Source organism: Nocardia neocaledoniensis (assembly GCF_003182135.1).
Lineage (GTDB): Bacteria > Actinomycetota > Actinomycetes > Mycobacteriales > Mycobacteriaceae > Nocardia > Nocardia neocaledoniensis.
In genome coordinates this window covers 95864-115322 of the sequence record NZ_QGTL01000006.1, presented here as the reverse complement: position 1 = coordinate 115322, position 19459 = coordinate 95864, and the positions used below count along the sequence as shown (strand labels likewise).

Below are 19459 nucleotides of genomic sequence, written 5' to 3'. Positions count from 1 at the left end.
TGATCAGGCGTCGGCGGGCGAGGTACGCCAGCGCGAGAGGCGGCGTTCCAGCGCGACGAGGGCGAAATTGAAACCGAGACCGATCAGCGAGATCGCGACGATGCCTGCATACATCTGCGGGATCTGGAAGTTCTGCTGGGCGGCGGTGATGAGATAGCCGAGTCCGGCTCGGGCGCCGACCATCTCGGCGGCGATGAGCACCAGGATCGAGCCCGCCGCGGCCATCCTGATCCCGGTGAAGATCGAGGGGACGGCCGCGGGCAGGATCACCTTCTGGAACAACCGGACCGGTGAGAAGCCCAGCGACACCGCGGATTTGACCAGCAGCGGATCGACGGTGCGCACACCGGTGATGGTGTTGAGCAGGATCGGGAAGAACGTCGCGTAGCCGATCAGCGCGATCTTCGACGTCTCACCGATGCCGAGGATCAGCACGAAGACGGGCAGCAGCGCCAGGGCGGCGGTGTTGCGGAACAGCTCGAGCACCGGATTGAGGAAATCCGAGACCGGCTTGTACCAGGCGATGGCGATCCCCACCGGCACCGCGATCACCAGCGCGATCGAGAACCCGGTGATGGAGCGGGTGAGGCTGGCCGAGACGTGTTCGCCCAGTTGCCCGTTGGCGGTGAGTTCGGCGAACGCCTGGACCACCACCGAGAACGGCGGCAGGAACACCTCGTCGACCAGGCCGAAGCGGGGCGCGAGTTCCCAGGCACCGAGCAGCAGCGCGAAGGCGAGCAGGGGCTTGGTGAGGCACGCCAGGGTGGCGACCGTCGTGCGGGCCGCGCGGGTCGGACCGGTCGGGAGGGCGGGCGCGGCCGTCACGGGAGTCGGCGGCGCGGCCGGCGCGGCGGCGACGTCGCGCGGGCGGACGAGCAGGGGGACGGCGCTAGACATGGGCGGGGCTCCTGTCGATCGAGGCCGCCGCGGCGGCACTGTCTTCGGTGGCGAGTTCGAGCCGCTGGGCCCGGCTGACCTCGCCGCGCAGTTCGGTCCAGATGCGGTGGCGGTAGTCGCGGAACTGCTCGCTGGAGCGGACGTCGATCTCGCCGGTGCGGTCGATGTCGATGTCGATCACGGCCTTGACCCGGCCCGGTCGCGAGGTGAGTACCGCCACGCGCTGGCCCAGGTAGACCGCCTCGTCGATGCCGTGGGTGATGAACAGGATCGTCTTGCCCGTCGCCCGCCAGATGCGCAGCAGTTCGTCCTGCAACGACTCCCTGGTCTGGGCGTCGAGCGCGGCGAACGGCTCGTCCATCAGCAACACCTCGGGGTCGAAGGCCAGGCTCCGGGCGATCGCGACACGCTGCTTCATGCCGCCGGACAGCTCGTGCGGGTAGCGGTCGCCGAACCCGGCGAGCCCGACCAGTTCCAGGTAGTGGTCGGCGATCGCGCGGCGTTCCCTGCGCGCGACGCCCTTGGCCTCGAGCCCGAACTGGATGTTGGCGCGGGCGGTGCGCCACGGCAGCAGCGCGTACTGCTGGAACACCACGCCGCGGTCGAGACCGGGGCCGGTGACCGGCGCGCCGTCGAGCAGGATCTGTCCCGAACTCGGCGTGCTCAGGCCACCCAGCAGGTCCAGCAGCGTGGACTTGCCCGAACCGCTGGGCCCGACGAGTACCAGGAACTCGCCGGCCCCCACTTCGATGCTGACGTCCGCGATGGCGGTGAACTTCTCGGCCGCGCCGCGCACGACGAACTGCTTGCCGACCCCGTGCAGAGCGAGTTTGGTCGCGGTGCTGCTCATTTCGCGGCCACCACCTCTCCGGTCGGGCCGCTGGCCGGCTGGTAGGTGCCGTTGGCGTAGGGGTTGTCCTTGTTGGTGAACAGGTCGGTGGCGGCGATCTTGCCCTTGGGCAGTTCGCCGTTGCGCTCGAGCCAGTCGATCCAGATCTGGATCTCCTTGTCCGCGATCACCGCGCCGGGGACCGGAATGCCGGAGCTGCGCCAATAGTCGAGCAGTTTGAGGTTCTCGTTGCGGCCGCGCTGGTTGATGATCTCGGTGAACTTCGCGATCACCTCCTCGCGCGGGGTGATCTGCAGCCAGCGGGTGGCTCTGGCCGTGCCCTGCACGAAATCCTTGACCGCGTCGGGATTCTGCGCGATGAAGTCCTTGCGGAACACGTAGGTGCCGTAATCGAATTCGCCGAAGATGTCCTTGTCGGTGAACAGCGGGTGCAGGCCACCGCGTGGCACCGCGGTCTCCCGGTACACCCCGCCGAGCGCGCCGACATCGATCTGGCCGCTGCGCAACGCCTCCTCGGTGTTGACCGGTGGGACCACCACGAGCTGGACCTGCTTGATCTCGGCCTCGGTCAGGCCCTGCTGGTGCAGCCATTCCCTGGTGACGAATTCGTGGTGCGCGCCCAGGGTGTTGACCCCGACCTTCTTGCCGATCAGATCACGCGCGCCGGTGATGCCCGCGTCGTCGCGCACGAAGTAGCCCGTGAACGATTTGGCGTCGGAGCCGTAAGAACTCAGCACCGCCTGTACCGGGGCGCCACCGGCGGCGAGCTTGACCACCGCGCCGTTGAACGCGCTGCCGAATTCGATCTGCTTGGTGGCGGCGGCCTGGATGTTGGCGGGTCCGCTGGTGGTGTCGCCTTCCCATTGCAGGCTGATCTCGCTGAAGTAGCCGAGATGGTCGGCGAGTTCGTAGGGGGTGACCAGGCCGGTCTGGCCCTGGTAGCGCAGCACGGTCTTGCCGTCGGCGGTGGTGGGCGCCTCGGCGGCGCCGCACGCGGTGGTGACCACCGCGAGGGCGGCGGGGGCGACGAGCGCGGCGGCGAGCGCGCGCAGCGGACGTCGTCGGAAGAAGGTGGACAACATGATTCGGGGTGCTTTCGACGGCACGCGTGATCGCGCGGCGAGCCACCTGGGCGCACGCCGCGACGATCCGCGTGAACGGATATCCGGAGGGGGAGGGAGAAGGTGACGGCGGACGGTGCCGCCGCGTCGTCAGCGGCGACAGAATCCGGGCGACAGGCGCATGAGGTCCACCGTACGGCGGCGGACGAGCGCGGGGGATTCGATCATGTCGGGACTCTCGGGACAGGTGCGGCGGAGGCTACGCCGCATCGAATTCCATAGTGCGCCCGCTGATATCGGCGGAGCAATGGCGTTTTCGCATCGTGGAAATCACGGTGCGCCGAATCCCGTACCGGCGGCGGCGGTGTGGAAATACGGGCCGATGCGCACGGCGATCTGGTGCATGGCGGGCACGACCGCGCGCACCAGCTCCCGGTCGAGCCGGATCGCGCGGGCCTGGACGCCGAGCGCGCCCCAGACCTGACGGTCGGGGCCGAGCACGGGGACCGCGATCGCACGGATCGGCTCGTCGGCGTCGATCTCCTCCACGGCGAATCCGCGCCTGCGCACCGTGTCGAAGAGTTCGCCGTTGCCGCGATCGGTCGTGGTGGCGGTGTGCGCGAGCAGGGCATGGCCGACGGCGCTGGTGTCGAGCGGCCTGCGCTCCTGGGGAATCTGGTTGTGGCAGAAGGACACCGGTGGGCGGGCTTGGAACACGGTGAGCGCCTCGCGGGCGTCGGGGACGCTGAGGCTGACGGTGATCTTGATGCCCGCGGCGAGCGCGTAGAGGTGCGGTGCGGCGGCGTCGAGGCCGAGTCGCGACAGCGCGGGGCGGGCCAGGCAGGCCAGACCGTGCCCGATCCGATAGCGGTCGGTGGCGGGGTCCTGCTCGAGCAGCCTGCCGCGCACGAGGGCCTGCGCGAGCCGGAAGGTGGTGCTCACGGGCAGTCCCGAACGCTGTGCCAGCTCGCTCAGCGACAGTTCGGGGTCGCCGCCGTGGAAGCAGTTGAGCACGTGCACCGCGCGGTCGACGGCCTGCGCGCCGGAACGCGGGGGTTCGGTGGTGGTCATGGCGGCCTCCTCGGGACGACGTGCCGAGAACTATGGCCACTGCGGAGCGTGGGCACAATCCTTCCGCGCAGCGGTAGCGGAATCAGCCGCCGCGCGGGGGTCCGCGGAGGAGGTCAGGGGGTTGCTGGGGTGAGCGTCACCGCTCGGGTTCCGGCGGCGGCGCCGCGACGGCGCCGCTCAGCCGGATCACGCCCGCGTCGAGATCGACGGCCAGCGTCGGATCGTGGTCCTGACCGTCGCTGTCCCCGCTGCCCTCGTTCTGCAGCTTCTTGCCCGGAAACATTTCGCCCATGATGCCCACGACTCCACGATAGCCAGCCGTGGTCTCGCGGGCCTCTACTCGAGTTCGCCGATATTGCCGATCACGCGGTTGAGCTGGGCGCGGCCGTCGGACAGCTGGTAGGTGACGCAGGCGATGGCGAGTTCGCCCGCCGCGATCTTCTCGGCGACGATGGTCGACCGCTGGGAGAGCAGCAGACCGGTCTCCGCGACATGGCGCGCCTCGAGGTCGTCGACCGAGTCGAGCCCTTCCGCCCGCCCGAGCAGGATCGACGGCGAGACGCGCTCGACGACACTGCGGATGAAGCCGCCGGGGACGGCGCCGGAGTCCAGCGCGTCGATGGTGGCGCGGACCGCGCCGCAGCTGTCGTGGCCGAGCACGACGATCAGCGGCACGCCGAGCACCGCGACACCGTATTCGATCGAGCCCAGCACGGATTCGTCGACGACGTGGCCGGCCGTGCGGACGACGAACATGTCGCCGAGGCCGCGGTCGAAGATGATCTCGGCGGCGACCCGGGAGTCACCGCACCCGAACAGGATCGCCGACGGATGCTGCCCGGCGGTGAGTTCGGCCCGGTCGGCCGCGCCCTGGTTGGGATGCTGCAGCCGGCCTTCGACGAAGCGATCGTTGCCTTCGCGCAGGGTCTTCCAGGCGGTTACGGGGCTTGTGTGCGGCATATGTCCGTTCTAACACGCGCCCGCCGGACGAGTCGACCGACCCCGGTGTGCGCGGCCGCCGTGCGCCGCTCGGCGCCGTGACGTGTTCGCTAACCTGTGGGTCAGTCGCTGACCTGGATGTGCGTACTGTTCACGGCGTCGTCGCGCTGTCACTCTCGCAAGGGAATTCGCTTCGGAGAACAGGTGAGAGGACGTCGGTCGTGGGTGATCGCAATTTCGGGGTGTTGGTGTTGCCGGACGCTTCGGCGCCGGAGATGCTGGCGCGTTTCCGGCGGGTCGAGGAATTCGGGTTCGATCAATTGTTCCTGCCCGACCACATCGCGAACGTCTTCGCGACGGAACCGGCATGGCTGGACGGGTGGACCATGGCGGCCGCGGCCGTTGCGGCGACCGAGCGGATCCGGGTGGGCACGCTGGTGAGCAATCCCGTTCTGCGCGCGCCCGCGGTGCTGGCCAAAGAAGCGCTCACCCTCGATCACCTGTCGGGTGGGCGGTTCGAGCTGGGCATCGGCGCCGGTGTCGTGCCCACCGACCACCATGCCACCGGGACCGAACCCTGGCCGGTCAAGGAACGGGTCGCGCGGTTCGCGGAGTACGTCCGGGTATTGGACGAGGTGCTGTCCGCGGACGGCGAGCCGTACACCTTCGAGGGGGAGTGGTACAGCGTCCTTCGTCTCCCCACCGGGCCCGCCGCCGTCCGGCGCCCTCGCCCCCCGATCGTGGTCGGCGGCCAGGCGCCGTCCATTCTGCGCGTCGCCGCGCAGCGGGCGGACGGGTGGAACACCAACGGCAAACCGGAACTGGGTCTGGACGAGAACATCGCGGTCGTCGCGCGGCAGAACCGAGAGCTGGACGAACTCTGCGAGCGATATGGTCGTGACCCGCGCGCGCTGCGCCGTTCGGCACTGCTGTGGGCGACCACGGATCCGCTCACCGGGCCCGCGGGCCTGGAAGAACTCGTCGAGCGGCTCAGCGGCGCCGGAATCGAGGACTTCGTCCTCGGCTGGCCGGAACCGGCACAGGTCGATCGCTTCGAGGAGCTGGTCCGCGAGGTGATCCCGAAGCTGCGATGACAGCGGCACACGCGAATGCCCCCGGTCTCAGGCGGAATCGTGACATGGTCGTCTCGCACTGTCGAACCGCGAAAAGGACTACCGTCATGACGTCGCAGCACACCCCCGACTCGCTCGTCACCGAATTTTGCGCCGCCTGGGCGAACGGTACGGCCGACGAACTCGCCGAGTATTTCACCGAGGACGCGACGTATCACAACATTCCGCTCGAGCCGGTGGTCGGACAGGCCGCCATCCGGGAATTCCTGCGGGGATTCCTGGACTCCTTCGGCGGGATCGACTTCCAGGTCCGGCACCAGGTGAGCTCCGGCGATCTCGTGTTCAACGAACGCGTCGACACCTTCGTCATCGGCGGGAACACGATCGACCTTGCGGTGACCGGGGTCTTCGAGATCGCCGATGGGCGGATCCGGGCCTGGCGCGACTACTTCGACATGGCGCCGATCACGGCCGCCGCGCAGAATCAGTGACCACTGGCTCAGAGTCCGTCCTGGTCACCGACCACGACCGCTCCCGCGGTCGGTGACCAGGACAGGGTCCCGGATCTCAGGCGGCGCGAAGGGCTCTCACTTCGCCGGGAAGGGGGAGTTGATCGTGGTGAAGTACTGGATCGCCGCACCGACCGCGACCGGCGCGGTGATCAGGATCTGACCGGCGACCGCGCCCAGTGACCCCATGGCGAGGACACCGCCGAGGCAGCCGACCGCCGCGGCGGGGATGAACGGACCGAACAGGCCGATGATCGTCGCGGAGGCGACCGTCGCCCCGGCGATTCCGCCCAGTACGCAGCCGACGGCGGCGCCGCCGAGGCCGCCGACCAGCGTGCCGATCGCGGCGCCGAGCGAGATGGTGCTCGTCATCCGCGACCAGGCCGCCTGCTCCCGGTCGTACTCCGACTTCCACGGCGCCTTGTCCTCGAACGGCAGGGCGACGGGCTTGTAGACCGCCTTGTCCATCGTGACCTGCGGCGTGAGTGTGGCGGTGCGCCCGCTGATCTCGGCCGCGATCGGAAACTCGAACTCGTCGATCGTGAACGTCAGCGGCGTCGCCGCCACCACGGTCCCTGCCGTGTCGCGCACCTGCAGCGCGCCGCTGTCCACCACGAGCGAACCGTGGTCCACCTCGATGATCGAGGCGGAGTCGGTGGCGTGGGCGGCGAACGAGACCGGGTGATGCTCGGGCTCGCCGGCCACGGCGGTGGCGGTGGCGGCGGTCAGCGCGGCGAGCGAAAGCGCCGCGGTCGCAACAATATTCCTCATCAACATGCGTTCCTCATCGTGTCCCGTCGAGCGCGTGCTCGACCGGCACATACTAACGATAACGATTATCATTACCTATAGCTGGGTGGGCATGTCGAACGGTGGAGCGGGTGATCCCTACCAGAACCGCGGACTCAGCCCCCAGTCGGCGAACTCGGCGGACAGCAGCTGCTGGAGGGCGGCGCGGGTCGGGAAGCGGTCCGGATCACCGCCGGTGACCACCAGGGTGACGGTGGTGTCGTCGCAGGAGAACGCGAGGTTGACCCCCACCTCCACCTGGCGGAACAACTCGACGGGCCCGGGGTTGACCACCGGGCGCATGATCACGTCGCGGGCCCGGTGCGGGCCGAGGTCGGCGATGTTCTGGGCGGTCCGACCCATGTTGGTGCACAGGCACTCCGGGGCCTTGGCGGTGCGGGCGAACCGGTGCAGCACCGCCCTGGGCAGCAGCATCTGCACCGGCTGCAGGTGCTGGATGGGTGGAATCGTCGCGGGATCGCGGTAGGCCAGTCCGGCTGCCTTGAGCGCGGCACGGATCGCGGGCAGGTCGGCGCGTTCGCCCGCGCGGTAGGTGACGGCGATCGGCAGGCCGGTGGTGGCGTTGGCGCGCGGATCGTCGGCGACGCGCATCGAGTGCGGGATGTCGACGCGCACCTCGGCGCCGTCGGCGACGCGCCCGCTGCGCCCGAGCAGGCCGACCGCCACGCCGATCAGCAGGCCGTTGGTGGTGCCGCCGTGGGCGGCGGCGACGGCATCCCAGTCGGCGAGATCCAGCTGCACGATCGTCTCCGCCGCCTGCCACGTCTCGGCGTGCGGCAGGCGCGGCTCGGCCGGCCGGGGATTACGGGCGGGCTCGCTGACACCCCGCGCCCGGCGCGCGGCGCGCACCCCGCGAGCCACCGCGCGCAGCTGTCCCCGCGCGTCGGCGAGGTCGGCCGCGAACCGGCCCGCGCCTGCCACCGGGCCGACGAGCCGTCCCGCGCCGGCGTGGCGGTCAGGGGCTTCGCCGCGATTGAGGCGGTCGAGGGAATCGACGATCGCGTGCATCATGCCGCCGCCGTCACAGACGACATGGGAGGCGACCAGGGTGACGACGGTGCCTCCCGAGGCGGTGTGCGCGCCGGCCAGCTGCCAGACCAGTCCGCGCTCCGGATCGAACTCCACGGCGGCCCTGGCGAGGAACCAGGACAGGACGTCCTCGTCGGCCAGCTCGGTCGCCGACCAGATCAGCGGCATCGACTCGGTCGCCGGTTCCCAGTGGGCGCGGGCGATCGGGAACCGGGTGGTGCGGACCCGGCGGGCGATGAAACCGGCGGCCAGATGCTCGTGCCAGCGTCGCAGCAGGTCGGGGTCGAGCCGCTCGTCGAAGCGGTAGGCCAGCTGGTTCACCAGGGCGTTGGGGTAGAGGCTGTGCAGCTTGAAGAACAGGTCGTCGTCGGCGGTGATCCGGTTGAGCGCGGTCGGCGCGGCCGCGACGGCGGGGGACGTGACGGTCATCGGGGACTCCTCATCGGGAACGGAGGGTGCGCACGGTCAGCGGCGCGAAGACGGCGACCACGAGCAGCGAGGCCACCAGCGACCAGCAGGCGTCCGCGCCGACGGCGCCCTCGGCGGCCAGCGTGCGCACGGCCGAGACCAGGTAGGACACCGGATTCAGGTCGGACACGTGCCGCATCCAGGCGGGCATCGACTCCTCGGGTACCAGGGCGTTGGAGGCGAAACCGAGGAAGGTGAGCACGAGCATGCACATGCCCTGCACGGCGGCGGGCCGGGCGACGACGGCGCCGATGAACGCGAACAGCCAGCTGATCGCCGTCGTGGCGAACACCACCAGCGCCGCGCCGGCGAGGAAGCCCGCCGGGTGGTCGGGCCGGTACCCCATGCAGAAGCCGACGATCACCACGGTGGTGGCGGCGATCAGATAGCGCACCGTGCCCGCCAGCAATGCTCCGGCAACCGGCGCCGAGCGGGCGATCGGCATCGCGACGAACCGGTCGAACACCCCCGAGTGGATGTCCTCCGACAACTGCACTCCCGTGGCCACCGAGGAGGTGAGCACGATCTGGACAAGCACCCCGGGAATCATGATCGGCAGATACGCCTCGAGGCTGCCCGCGATGGCGGTACCGAAGATGCTGCCGAACAGCACGGGCCCGACGATGGGCAACAGGAGGGCGTCGTAGAGCAGCTGGGGACTGTGCCGGAAGGTGAGCAGCCCGCGCCACGCCATCATCAGCGAATGCCGCAGGGCCGCACCGGGACCCACCCGGGTGACGCGCGGCGCGCGGACCACGCGCGCGGCGGGGGCGGTCTCGCGGAGCGTGGTCATCGCGCACCTGCCTCGGCGGCGGCGTGTCCGGTCAGGGACAGGAACACCTCGTTGAGGTCGGGGCGGTCGATGGCGAACCCGCGCAGCGCGATGTCGGCGGCGCGGCAGGCGGTCACGATGTCGGCGCCGAGCGCGACATCGCGCAGGGCGACGGTCAGCGTCCCGGTCGACGAACCGTCGGGGATGTCACCGGTGAGATCCCGGATCAGGGTCTCGGCGCGGCGCAGGTCGGCGGTGTCGGGGATGTCCAGGCGCAGCACCTGGTCCCCGATCGAGGTCTTGAGCTCGGCGGCGGTCCCCTCCGCGACCAGCGTGCCACGATCGATCACGGCGATCCGGTCGGCCAAGGCATCGGCCTCCTCCAGGTATTGGGTCGTGAGCAGCACCGTCGCGCCCCGCTCCACCAGCCCGCGCACGATGCCCCACATGCGGTCGCGGGTGTGCGGGTCCAGGCCGGTGGTCGGTTCGTCGAGGAAGATCAACGGCGGCACGGTGATCAGCGTCGCGGCCAGATCGAGGCGGCGACGCATCCCGCCGGAGAACGCCGACACGCTGCGCCGCGCCACCGCGGTGAGCTCGAACTCCTCGAGCAGTTCGTCGCCGCGTCGTGCCGCCTCTCGCCGCGACAGCCCGAGCAGGCGGCCGAACAGGCGGAGATTCTCAGCGGCGGTGAGGGTTTCGTCGACGGAGGCGTACTGGCCGGTGAGCCCGATCATCGAGCGCACCGCGGTCGCGTCGCGCACCACGTCGAAGCCGAACACCTCGGCGTTGCCGCGATCGGGACGCAGCAATGTGGCCAACATCCGCACCGTGGTGGTCTTGCCCGCGCCGTTGGGGCCGAGCATGGCGAACACCGACCCGGCCTCGATGCTGAGATCGATCGCGCCGACGGCGGTGAAATCGCCGTAGGACTTGCCGAGGCCGCGCGTGCGGACGGCGATCTCGGTACTCACTGCGGCCTCCCGGCATGGTCGAGAACAGGTGTCGGGAACGACACGGGGACAAGGGCTTCCACCTCGTCGGCGGCTCGGGCCACCCCGCCGGTGGGGAACTCGCGCGCGTAGGCTGCCGCCCGCTCGACGACCGCCGGGTCGGCCACGCGATCCAGCAGGGCGTCCAGGGCGTCGGCGTCGAGACCCGCGGCGCGGCGGGTGACCGCGAGTCCCAGCCGGGTCAGCGCCTGCCCCCAGTACGGCTGGTCGGCCTGCACCGAACAGATCACCTGGGGCACACCGGCGCGCAGGGCCGCCGCCGTCGTCCCCGCCCCGCCGTGATGCACCGCGGCCACGCAGCGCGGGAACACCGCGGCATGGTCGACCTGCTCGACGATCGCGACCTCGGCGGTGAGTTCGGGCTCGATCCCCGCCCAGCCCGCGGCGAGCAGCAGGCGGCGGCCACGCCGGGCGCACACCGTCCGCAGCACGCGCACGAGCTCGGCGGGATCGTCGACGGTCATCGAGCCGAAGCCGACGTAGATCGGTGCAGGACCCGCGTCCAGCCACGTGGTGAGCGTCGCCTCGGTGGGACTGCTGAGGAATCCGTCGGCGTCCACCGCGAAGCCGGTGACCGGGTGGCGCGGCGGCAGTTCCGCGGCGAGGCCGGGGAACAGTTCGATGTCGTAGGCCTGGATCGAGACCCGGCCCGGCAGCGGATGCTCGACGACGCCGAACTCGGCCAGCGGCCGCGCGAGCGCGGCATCCCGCGCCCACCGCAGCCCGGACCAGATCCGCCGATTCAACCCACCGGGGATCCGGGGACCCCAGTCGGCGGGCACCACCGGCACCGACCGGTTCGGCTGGATCGGAAAGAAGTGCACTGCCGCCAGCGGCACCCCGACCCGCCGTGCCGCCTTCTCGGCCGCCTCCTCGCCCGCCATACCCGTCACCAGGACGTCGTGACCGGGTGTCAGCGCGAGCAGATCCCGCACCGCCTCGGCCACGCCCCGCCGCTGCAGGTCCAGCACCGCGCGCAGACGTTGGCGCGGACTGGGGCTGCGGAATCGGCGATCGGCGTGCTGGGTGGCCAGCAGTTCGGCACTGTCACAACCGAATTCGACAGCCGCGACACCGTGCTCGCGGGCGAAGCCGACGAGATTGGGGGAGAGGGCGAGGGTGACCGCGTGCCCGCGTGCCCGGAGCTCGCGGGCCAGCAGGATGCCCGGTTGGGCGTCCCCGCGGCTGCCGGTGAAGGCCAGCAGTGCGCGCATCGTCAGCCCGCGCTCAGCGCCGCCGACGCGGTGTCGGCGACCGGCGCGGCGACCGCCGGGGCGGCCAGCGTGGTGACCGCGTAGATGGCCCTGGCGAATTCGGTGAGGAAGCGGTCCATCACCTCCGCGGGCAGACCGGCCGGATGCCGGGTGGAGACGTAGATTCCGGCCGGACCGCGCACCACCCAGAAGTAGACCTCGTCGGTGGAGTACGACACCGCGCGCAGCGTGCGACCGCGCAGGTCGGCGACCAGTTCGTAGTCCGGGAGCATGCGGATGTCGAGGAACGAGGCGCCGAACGTGGGGCCCTCGAGCGCGCCCGCCATCGCCAGCGACCGGCCCCAGGACGCGTCGTTGCAGACGTGCGCGCGCTTGAGCGCCGACCGGGTGACCTCCAGCGCGGCGCCCATGTCGGCGCCCGGCGGCAGGACGATGTCGACCGGGACGACGTTGACGAACCACCCCATCGACTCCAGCCAGGTCAGGTCCGGCCGGGTCGCGATCGGCATGATCGTCCGGAAACGGTCGTCGCCGAACACTTCTCGCGAGGCGGTGGCCAGCGCGGCGAAGACGGTGACCGAGAGCCGGTGCCGCAGCCGGTCCAGCGCGGCCTCGACCTCCTCGAGCTGCTCGAGGCTCAGCAGGGTGTGCGACAGGCTCGGCTGGGCATGTTCGCCGTCGAGCTCGGCGACCATGCCCTCGGCGAAGCGCGGCATGGGCGAGCCCGGCGTCCCGACGAAGTCGCGCCACACGGCGACCGCGGGGGAGTCCGGGGTGAGCTCCTCGGCGGCGGCGCGTTCGATCGCCGCGAAGTCGGCGGCGCTGCCGAAGGTGGCCGAGTCGCGGATCTCGCCGCCGGTGCGGACCGCGGTGTAGAGGGTGCGCAGCTCGAGGATGAGCACGGCCTGGGAATAGGCGTCCAGGACCGAATGGTCGGCGCCGACCAGGACGGTGAAGTCGTCGGTGTCGTGCGCGACGGTGGCCACGAGCAGGTGCGGCCAGACCAGCGGCGACAACCGCAGTTCCAGTGTGTCGCAGAGGAACTCGTTGATCTGGTCGCCGTCGGTGAGTTCGGGGACCGCGACGCCGGCGACCCGGACGGTGCCGGGTGCGGTGGTGACGCGGTGGTAGTCGCCGTCGCCGGTCGGCGCCACGGTGGTCCGGAACCCTTCGTGCCGATCGTGCCACAGTTCCAGGGTGTGCGCCCACGCCCGCTCGTCGAGCGCGGCGTCCATCTCGAAGATCGTGCCGATCCAGCGGCCGCGACCCGGCCTGGCGTCCTCGGGATCGAGAAAGCCCAGGTACTGGGAGTGCACGCTGGCCAGCGGACGCTCGTCGTCGAACCAGGAGTCGGCGGCGGTGGCGGGTGTCCACAGCGTCAGCGCGCCGGAGCGGATCTGGAAATCGGAGAGATGGGTGTATTCCATCGGATCACCTCGAGGTGCAGTGCAGAGCCGGAATCGGCGCGAACGGAGAGGATTCGGTGCACGCGGACGCGGCACCTGGGTGTTGCTCTGGATCCCGCACCGGATGTAGCTGGCGAACCCTGGGCTATCCCGAGTCTATTACTCTGAGAGTTTTCTAAAACATGGGTTCTTCACATTTGGCGTATGTGAAGAAGGTCACTTTCAATTATTGGCGGATCGCCAGCGTAACCCGGTGCCCCTGAAGTAAGGGGCTCAGCCGCGGACGGGCAGCGGCTCTCCGGTGGGTTCCCCGGCCTTCGCCACCGGCATCCTGGCGTCGACGACGAGGCCGATGAGCCCCAGTGACAGGCACAGCGCCGACACCGTGACGGCGAGGGGGTCGGTCCCGCCGGCCAGTGACCCCGCCAGGATCACGGTCGAGATCGTGCCGGGCGCCGAGCCGACGACGGTCGCGAGGAGATAGGGCGCGACCCGGACCGACGACAGGCCACAGCAGTAGTTGACGATCGAGAACGGCGCCATCGGGATCATCCGCAGCGCGGCCACCGCGAGCCAGCCGCGCTGGGCCAGCCGGTCGTCGATCGCGCGCACCGCGGGATGGTGCAGATGCTCGGCGACCCGGCCACGGCCGACCGCGCGGACGCCCAGCAGCGCGAGCGTCGCACTGACCCCGGTCGCGCCCAGCGCGAGCAGCGATCCGAGGACCGGGCCGAACAACACCCCGCTGGTCACCGTCAGCACCGTGCGAGGCACCGGCGCGACCGCGACCAGCGCGTAGAAGAGAAAGAACAGCACCGGCAACAGCGGACCGGCGCCGCCGGCCCAGTCCCTGATCTGCTGCGGGCCCGGGAGCGGCACGAGCATCGCCATCACGAACAGCGCGGCGATCCCGGCCAGCGCCGCCAGGACGCGCGGGGAACGGATCAGTCGGAACACCCGGGTAAGCGTACCGGCCGGTAGGGGATGGCCCGGGCGAGCGGACAAGATGTCATAGTTAACATCGAGGTGGAACCGGGCACCTCCCGGTTCGCCGGAGCACCCGCTCATCACGCTGAGCTGGGCGAACGCGTTGGAAGAGAGAACAGCAGCTATGCCGATTGGTTCAGAGTCCGGGGCCGGACTCGCACCGGATCCGGTGCCCGAGTACGCCGCCTGGCGCAAGGGTGTGGCAGGCGTGCTGGCCAAAGCGCGACGAGTCGAGGCTTCCGAACTCCCCGCGGAGCCCGAGCACCTGCTGGACGAGACCACCTATGACGGGCTGACGATCGCCCCGCTCTACACCCGCCGTGACGAGCTGCCCGAGCAGCCGCTGCCCGGCGCCTTCCCGTACGTGCGCGGCGGCACCGCCACCCGCGATCCGCAGCGCGGCTGGTTCGTCAGCGCGTTCGCCGGCGCGGCTGATGCCGAGGCCACCAACCGCGCGATCCTGAGCGGGCTGGAGAACGGCGTGAGCGCGGTCGCGCTCGGCGTGGGTGCCCACGGTGTCACCGTCGAGGACGTCCCCGTCGCCCTGCGCGGCCTGCTCTTCGAACTGGCGCCGTTGACCCTGGTCGCGGGCAAGAACACCGCCGAGGCCGCCGCACGCGTCTTCGAGGTGCTCGACGGGTACGAGATCGCCGACCGCGCGCAGATCCGCGTCGGCCTCGGCGCCGCACCGCTCACCAGCGCCTTCACCGGCGCGGACGACCTCGACGAGGCCGCCGCCGTCGCCCTGGCCCAGCGGGCCCTCGCCCGCGCCGAGACGGTGCGCGCGATCACGGTGGACGGAATCGCCTTCCACAACGCCGGCGCCGCCGACGCGCAGGAGGTGGGCGCGGCGATCGCCGCCGGGCTGGCCTACCTGCGCGCGCTCACCGCCGCGGGCGTCGACATCGCCGACGCGTTCGGTCAGCTCGAGTTCCGCTTCGCGGCCACCGACGACCAGTTCGCCACCATCGTGAAATTCCGTGCCGCGCGGCGCCTCTGGGCCCGCGTCGCGCAGGTGTGCGGCGCACCCGCCTTCGGCGCCGCCCCGCAGCACGCGGTGACCTCCGCCGCCATGATGACCCAGCGCGATCCGTGGGTGAACCTGCTGCGCACCACCCTCGCGGCCTTCGGCGCCGGTGTCGGCGGCGCCGACTCGGTCACCGTGCTGCCCTTCGACTCCGCGCTGCCCGCGGGAGAACTCGGTGTGTCGCAGTCGTTCTCGGAGCGGATGGCGCGCAACATCCAGCTGCTGCTGCTCGAGGAATCGCGCCTGGGCCACGTGCAGGACCCCGCGGCCGGTTCCTGGTACGTCGACGCGCTGACCGACGAACTCGCCGCCAAGGCGTGGGAGTTCATGCAGGAGCTCGAGGCGGCGGGCGGCTACCAGGCCGCGCTGTCGGCGGGCCTGCTGGCCGAGCGCATCGCCGAGACGGCCGCCGCTCGCGGCGCCGATGTCGCCCACCGCAAGACCGCGGTCACCGGTGTCAACGAGTTCCCGAACCTGGCCGAGCCGCCGCTGTCGGAGCAGGCCCGTGCCGAGGCCTCGACCGTCCGGTACGGCGCCGCGTTCGAGGCGCTGCGCAACCGGTCCGACGCCTACCTGGCCGCCCACGGCGCCCGCCCGAAGGCGCTGATCGTGCCGCTGGGCCCGGTCGCCGAACACAACGCGCGCACGATCTTCACCGCGAACGTGCTGGCCTCCGGCGGCATCGAGTCGGTGAACCCCGGCCCGCTCACCCTCGACGGCATTGCCGCCGCCGCGGCGGAATCCGGGGCCCGGATCGCGGTGCTGTGCGGCGCCGACAAGCGCTACGGCGAGGAAGCGGGCGCCGCGGTCGACGCCCTGCGCGGCGCCGGGATCGACACGGTGCTGCTGGCCGGACCGGAGAAGTCGGTCGAACGGTACAGCGGCACACAGCGTCCCGACGGGTACCTGACCCTGCGCATCGACGCGGTCGCGGTCCTGTCGCAGCTGCTGGAGAAGGTGGGAGCCTGATGACCACGTCCGATATCGAGCACCGCATCGGCAGTTTCGCCGAGGTCCCGCTCACCGAACACGCGCCGGAACCCGCCGCGGTCGACGACGCGCAGGTGAAGGAGTTCGTGGCCGAGGCGGCCGCGGCCAACCACACCACCGCCGACCAGCTCACCTGGGCCACCCCCGAGGGCATCGACGTGCCGCCGGTGTTCACCAAGGCCGACCGCGATGCCGTTGTCGCGCAGGGCTATCCGCTCGACACGGTGCCCGGTGTCGCGCCGTTCCTGCGCGGCCCCTACCCGACCATGTACGTCAACCAGCCGTGGACCATCCGCCAGTACGCGGGCTTCTCCACCGCCGCCGACTCCAACGCCTTCTACCGCCGCAACCTGCAGGCCGGTCAGAAGGGCCTGTCGGTCGCGTTCGACCTGGCGACCCACCGTGGCTACGACTCCGACCACCCGCGCGTGCAGGGTGACGTCGGCATGGCGGGCGTGGCGATCGACTCGATCCTGGACATGCGCCAGCTCTTCGACCAGATCCCCCTCGATCAGGTCTCGGTGTCGATGACCATGAACGGCGCGGTGCTGCCGATCCTCGCGCTCTACGTCGTCGCCGCCGAGGAGCAGGGCGTCACGCCCGAGCAGCTGGCCGGAACGATTCAGAACGACATTCTGAAAGAGTTCATGGTCCGCAACACCTACATCTACCCGCCCAAGCCCTCGATGCGGATCATCTCCGACATCTTCGCCTTCACCAGCGCCAAGATGCCGAAGTTCAACTCGATCTCCATCTCCGGCTACCACATCCAGGAGGCCGGCGCGACCGCCGACCTGGAACTGGCCTACACGCTGGCCGACGGTGTCGAGTACATCCGCGCGGGCATCGCGGCGGGCATGGACGTCGACAAGTTCGCGCCGCGCCTGTCGTTCTTCTGGGCCATCGGCATGAACTTCTTCATGGAGGTCGCCAAGCTGCGCGCGGGCAGGCTGCTGTGGAGCGAGCTGGTCTCGAAGTTCGAGCCCAAGAGTGCGAAATCGCTGTCGCTGCGCACCCATTCGCAGACCTCGGGCTGGTCGCTCACCGCGCAGGACGCCTACAACAACGTGGCGCGCACCTGCATCGAGGCGATGGCCGCGACCCAGGGCCACACCCAGTCGCTGCACACCAACGCCCTCGACGAGGCGCTGGCCCTGCCGACGGACTTCTCCGCCCGCATCGCCCGCAACACCCAGCTGCTGATCCAGCAGGAGTCCAACACCACCCGCCCGATCGACCCGTGGGGCGGCTCGTACTACGTGGAGTGGCTCACCCACCAGCTCGCCGAGCGCGCCCGCGCGCACATCGCCGAGGTGGAGGCGCACGGCGGCATGGCGCAGGCGATCTCGGAGGGCATCCCGAAGCTGCGCATCGAAGAGGCCGCGGCGCGCACCCAGGCGCGCATCGACACCGGCCAGCAGCCGGTGATCGGCGTCAACAAGTACCAGGTCGAAGAGGACCACGAAGTCGAGGTCCTCAAGGTCGAGAACTCGCGCGTGCGCGCCGAGCAGATCGAGAAGCTGGAACGCCTGCGCGCCGAACGCGATTCGGCCGCCGTCGAGGCCGCCCTGGCCAACCTGACCCGCGCCGCGGCCGCCACCGAGGGCGGCATGGAGAACAACCTGCTGGCCCTGGCCATCGATGCTGCCCGCGCCAAGGCGACCGTCGGTGAGATCTCCGACGCGCTGGAGAAGGTGTACGGCCGCCATCAGGCCGAAATCCGTACGCTCTCCGGTGTGTACCGTGACGAAGCAGGCAAGGCCTCCAACATCGGCGCGGCGATCGCACTCGTCGAGGAGTTCGCCGAGGCAGAGGGCCGTCGCCCCCGCATCCTGGTCGCCAAGATGGGCCAGGACGGCCACGACCGCGGCCAGAAGGTGATCGCCACGGCGTTCGCCGACCTCGGCATGGACGTCGACGTGGGCCCGCTCTTCCAGACCCCCGAAGAGGTGGCGCGCCAGGCGGCCGACAACGACGTGCACATCGTCGGTGTCTCGTCACTGGCCGCGGGCCACCTGACGCTGGTGCCCGCCCTGCGGCAGGCGCTGGCCGATGTCGGTCGTCCCGACATCATGGTCATCGTCGGCGGGGTGATCCCGCCCGGTGACTTCGACGAGCTGTACGAGGCCGGGGCCGCGGCGATCTTCCCGCCCGGCACCGTCATCGCCGACGCGGCCATCGATCTGCTGAAGAAGCTGGCCGGCTCGCTCGGGCACGAGATCGGCGGCGGCACCGCCGAATGAGCGACGCGGCAGCAGGGGCCGGGGGTGCCGCGGCGCACCCTCGGCTCGGTACCACCGCGGGCGTCGGCGCGCCCCGCAACGCGGGCCGCACGGTGGCCCGCGCGGTGCGCACCATCGACGTCGACGCGCTCGCCGCGGGGATCGGCGCCGGTGAGCGGGCCGCGCTGGCCCGCGCCATCACCCTCGTCGAGTCGACCCGCGCCGATCACCGGGAACTGGCCCAGCAGCTGCTGCTGCGGCTGGGGCCCGAGCCGGGCGGTGTGGTGTCGAACCGGGTCGGGATCACCGGCGTGCCCGGGGTCGGCAAGTCGACCTTCATCGACGCGCTGGGGATGTACCTGCTGGGCAAGGGACACCGGGTGGCGGTGCTGGCCGTCGACCCGTCCTCGACCAGGACCGGTGGGTCGATCCTCGGTGACAAGACCCGCATGGCGCGCCTGTCGCTCGAGCCCGACGCGTTCATCCGCCCGTCGCCGACCGCGGGCACCCTCGGCGGCGTCGCCAAGGCGACCCGCGAGACGATCGTGCTGCTCGAGGCCGCCAGCTACGACGTGATCCTGGTGGAGACCGTCGGCGTCGGCCAGTCGGAGGTGACCGTCGCCAACATGGTCGACGTGTTCTGCTTCCTCACCCTGGCCCGCACCGGAGATCAGTTGCAGGGCATCAAGAAGGGCGTGCTGGAGCTGGCCGAGCTCGTCGCGGTGAACAAGGCCGACGGCAAGCACGAGATGGAAGCCAAGAGCGCGGCCCGTGAGCTCCAGGGCGCGCTGCGGCTGATCCATCCGCACGACGCCCTCTGGCGCCCACCGGTTCTCACGATGAGCGGTCTGGAAGGGCATGGGCTGGACAAGTTCTGGGACACCGTCCTGGAGCATCGGCGTGTGCTCACCGACGCGGGGGAGTTCGCCGAGAAGCGGCGCCGTCAGCAGGTCGACTGGACCTGGACCATGGTCCACGACCAGATCCTGCGCCGCCTGGCCGACAACCCCGCGGTGAAATCGGTTCGCGCCGAGGTGGAATCGGCCGTCCGGAACGGCACGCTCACCCCGGCGCTCGCCGCCGAGCGGATCCTCGGCGCGTTCGACTCCTGAGCCGCGCGG

Annotated in this window: 18 protein-coding genes; 5 read left to right on the top strand and 13 right to left on the bottom strand. The window is 70.7% G+C overall.

Annotation, left to right across the window (positions count from 1 at the left end):
* Positions 1-3: 3 nt before the first annotated feature.
* The 6 genes from DFR69_RS18080 to DFR69_RS18060 all read right to left on the bottom strand — a co-directional run bounded on the left by DFR69_RS18080 (position 4) and on the right by DFR69_RS18060 (position 4839).
* Positions 4-897 (bottom strand): ABC transporter permease, encoded by an 894-nt coding sequence (locus DFR69_RS18080; RefSeq protein ID WP_110038765.1) that lies wholly within the window; start codon positions 895-897, stop codon positions 4-6.
* Complete coding sequence (locus tag DFR69_RS18075) at positions 890-1747, bottom strand: ABC transporter ATP-binding protein (RefSeq protein ID WP_110038764.1); 858 nt, start codon at positions 1745-1747, stop codon at positions 890-892. Before DFR69_RS18075 ends, DFR69_RS18080 begins: the two co-directional genes overlap by 8 nt.
* Positions 1744-2829: an ABC transporter substrate-binding protein gene (locus DFR69_RS18070; protein ID WP_110038763.1), complete on the bottom strand. Its 1086-nt coding sequence runs from the start codon at positions 2827-2829 to the stop codon at positions 1744-1746. Before DFR69_RS18070 ends, DFR69_RS18075 begins: the two co-directional genes overlap by 4 nt.
* Before the next feature lie 309 nt (positions 2830-3138).
* Positions 3139-3879, bottom strand: a complete 741-nt coding sequence (locus tag DFR69_RS18065; RefSeq protein WP_110038762.1) for an IclR family transcriptional regulator — start codon at positions 3877-3879, stop codon at positions 3139-3141.
* Between the two features lie 136 nt (positions 3880-4015).
* Positions 4016-4180, bottom strand: a complete 165-nt coding sequence (locus DFR69_RS34515) for a hypothetical protein (protein ID WP_167456310.1) — start codon at positions 4178-4180, stop codon at positions 4016-4018.
* A gap of 35 nt (positions 4181-4215) precedes the next feature.
* Positions 4216-4839 carry a carbonic anhydrase gene (locus DFR69_RS18060; protein WP_110038761.1) on the bottom strand — a complete coding sequence of 208 codons (624 nt, stop codon included), beginning with the start codon at positions 4837-4839 and terminating at the stop codon, positions 4216-4218.
* A 200-nt stretch (positions 4840-5039) separates the two neighbouring features.
* On the opposite strand from DFR69_RS18060, the gene DFR69_RS18055 reads away from it, so the two are divergent.
* Both DFR69_RS18055 and DFR69_RS18050 read left to right on the top strand, forming a co-directional pair.
* Positions 5040-5912 carry an LLM class flavin-dependent oxidoreductase gene (locus DFR69_RS18055; RefSeq protein WP_110038760.1) on the top strand — a complete coding sequence of 291 codons (873 nt, stop codon included), beginning with the start codon at positions 5040-5042 and terminating at the stop codon, positions 5910-5912.
* A gap of 86 nt (positions 5913-5998) precedes the next feature.
* Positions 5999-6382: a nuclear transport factor 2 family protein gene (locus tag DFR69_RS18050; RefSeq protein WP_110038759.1), complete on the top strand. Its 384-nt coding sequence runs from the start codon at positions 5999-6001 to the stop codon at positions 6380-6382.
* A 96-nt stretch (positions 6383-6478) separates the two neighbouring features.
* On the opposite strand, the gene DFR69_RS18045 is transcribed toward DFR69_RS18050, so the two are convergent.
* The 7 genes from DFR69_RS18045 to DFR69_RS18015 form a co-directional block, all read right to left on the bottom strand.
* A complete protein-coding gene (locus tag DFR69_RS18045) occupies positions 6479-7177 on the bottom strand; it encodes a DUF8020 domain-containing protein (RefSeq protein WP_110038758.1) in 699 nt (232 codons plus the stop codon).
* Positions 7178-7288: 111 nt separating this feature from the next.
* Complete coding sequence (locus tag DFR69_RS18040) at positions 7289-8668, bottom strand: hypothetical protein (RefSeq protein ID WP_110038757.1); 1380 nt, start codon at positions 8666-8668, stop codon at positions 7289-7291.
* A gap of 10 nt (positions 8669-8678) precedes the next feature.
* Positions 8679-9500 (bottom strand): ABC transporter permease, encoded by an 822-nt coding sequence (locus tag DFR69_RS18035; protein ID WP_110038756.1) that lies wholly within the window; start codon positions 9498-9500, stop codon positions 8679-8681.
* Positions 9497-10453, bottom strand: coding sequence for an ATP-binding cassette domain-containing protein (locus DFR69_RS18030; RefSeq protein WP_110038755.1), 957 nt, complete (start codon positions 10451-10453; stop codon positions 9497-9499). The genes DFR69_RS18035 and DFR69_RS18030 overlap by 4 nt, the downstream gene beginning before the upstream one ends.
* A complete protein-coding gene (locus tag DFR69_RS18025; RefSeq protein ID WP_110038754.1) occupies positions 10450-11706 on the bottom strand; it encodes a glycosyltransferase in 1257 nt (418 codons plus the stop codon). The genes DFR69_RS18030 and DFR69_RS18025 overlap by 4 nt, the downstream gene beginning before the upstream one ends.
* 2 nt (positions 11707-11708) lie before the next feature.
* Positions 11709-13133 (bottom strand): condensation domain-containing protein, encoded by a 1425-nt coding sequence (locus DFR69_RS18020; RefSeq protein ID WP_110038753.1) that lies wholly within the window; start codon positions 13131-13133, stop codon positions 11709-11711.
* Between the two features lie 252 nt (positions 13134-13385).
* A complete protein-coding gene (locus DFR69_RS18015; RefSeq protein WP_110038752.1) occupies positions 13386-14069 on the bottom strand; it encodes a TVP38/TMEM64 family protein in 684 nt (227 codons plus the stop codon).
* 154 nt (positions 14070-14223) lie between these two features.
* On the opposite strand from DFR69_RS18015, the gene DFR69_RS18010 reads away from it, so the two are divergent.
* From DFR69_RS18010 to meaB, 3 genes are read left to right on the top strand one after another with little or no spacing between them, the layout of a single operon-like run.
* Positions 14224-16095, top strand: a complete 1872-nt coding sequence (locus tag DFR69_RS18010; RefSeq protein WP_110038751.1) for a methylmalonyl-CoA mutase family protein — start codon at positions 14224-14226, stop codon at positions 16093-16095.
* The gene (gene scpA, locus DFR69_RS18005) at positions 16095-18359 is read left to right on the top strand and encodes a methylmalonyl-CoA mutase (RefSeq protein WP_110038750.1); all 2265 of its coding nucleotides are present in this window, start codon (positions 16095-16097) and stop codon (positions 18357-18359) included. The genes DFR69_RS18010 and scpA overlap by 1 nt, the downstream gene beginning before the upstream one ends.
* On the top strand, positions 18356-19450 hold the full coding sequence (meaB, locus tag DFR69_RS18000) for a methylmalonyl Co-A mutase-associated GTPase MeaB (RefSeq protein WP_244198332.1): 1095 nt from the start codon (positions 18356-18358) through the stop codon (positions 19448-19450). The genes scpA and meaB overlap by 4 nt, the downstream gene beginning before the upstream one ends.
* Positions 19451-19459: the final 9 nt, after the last annotated feature.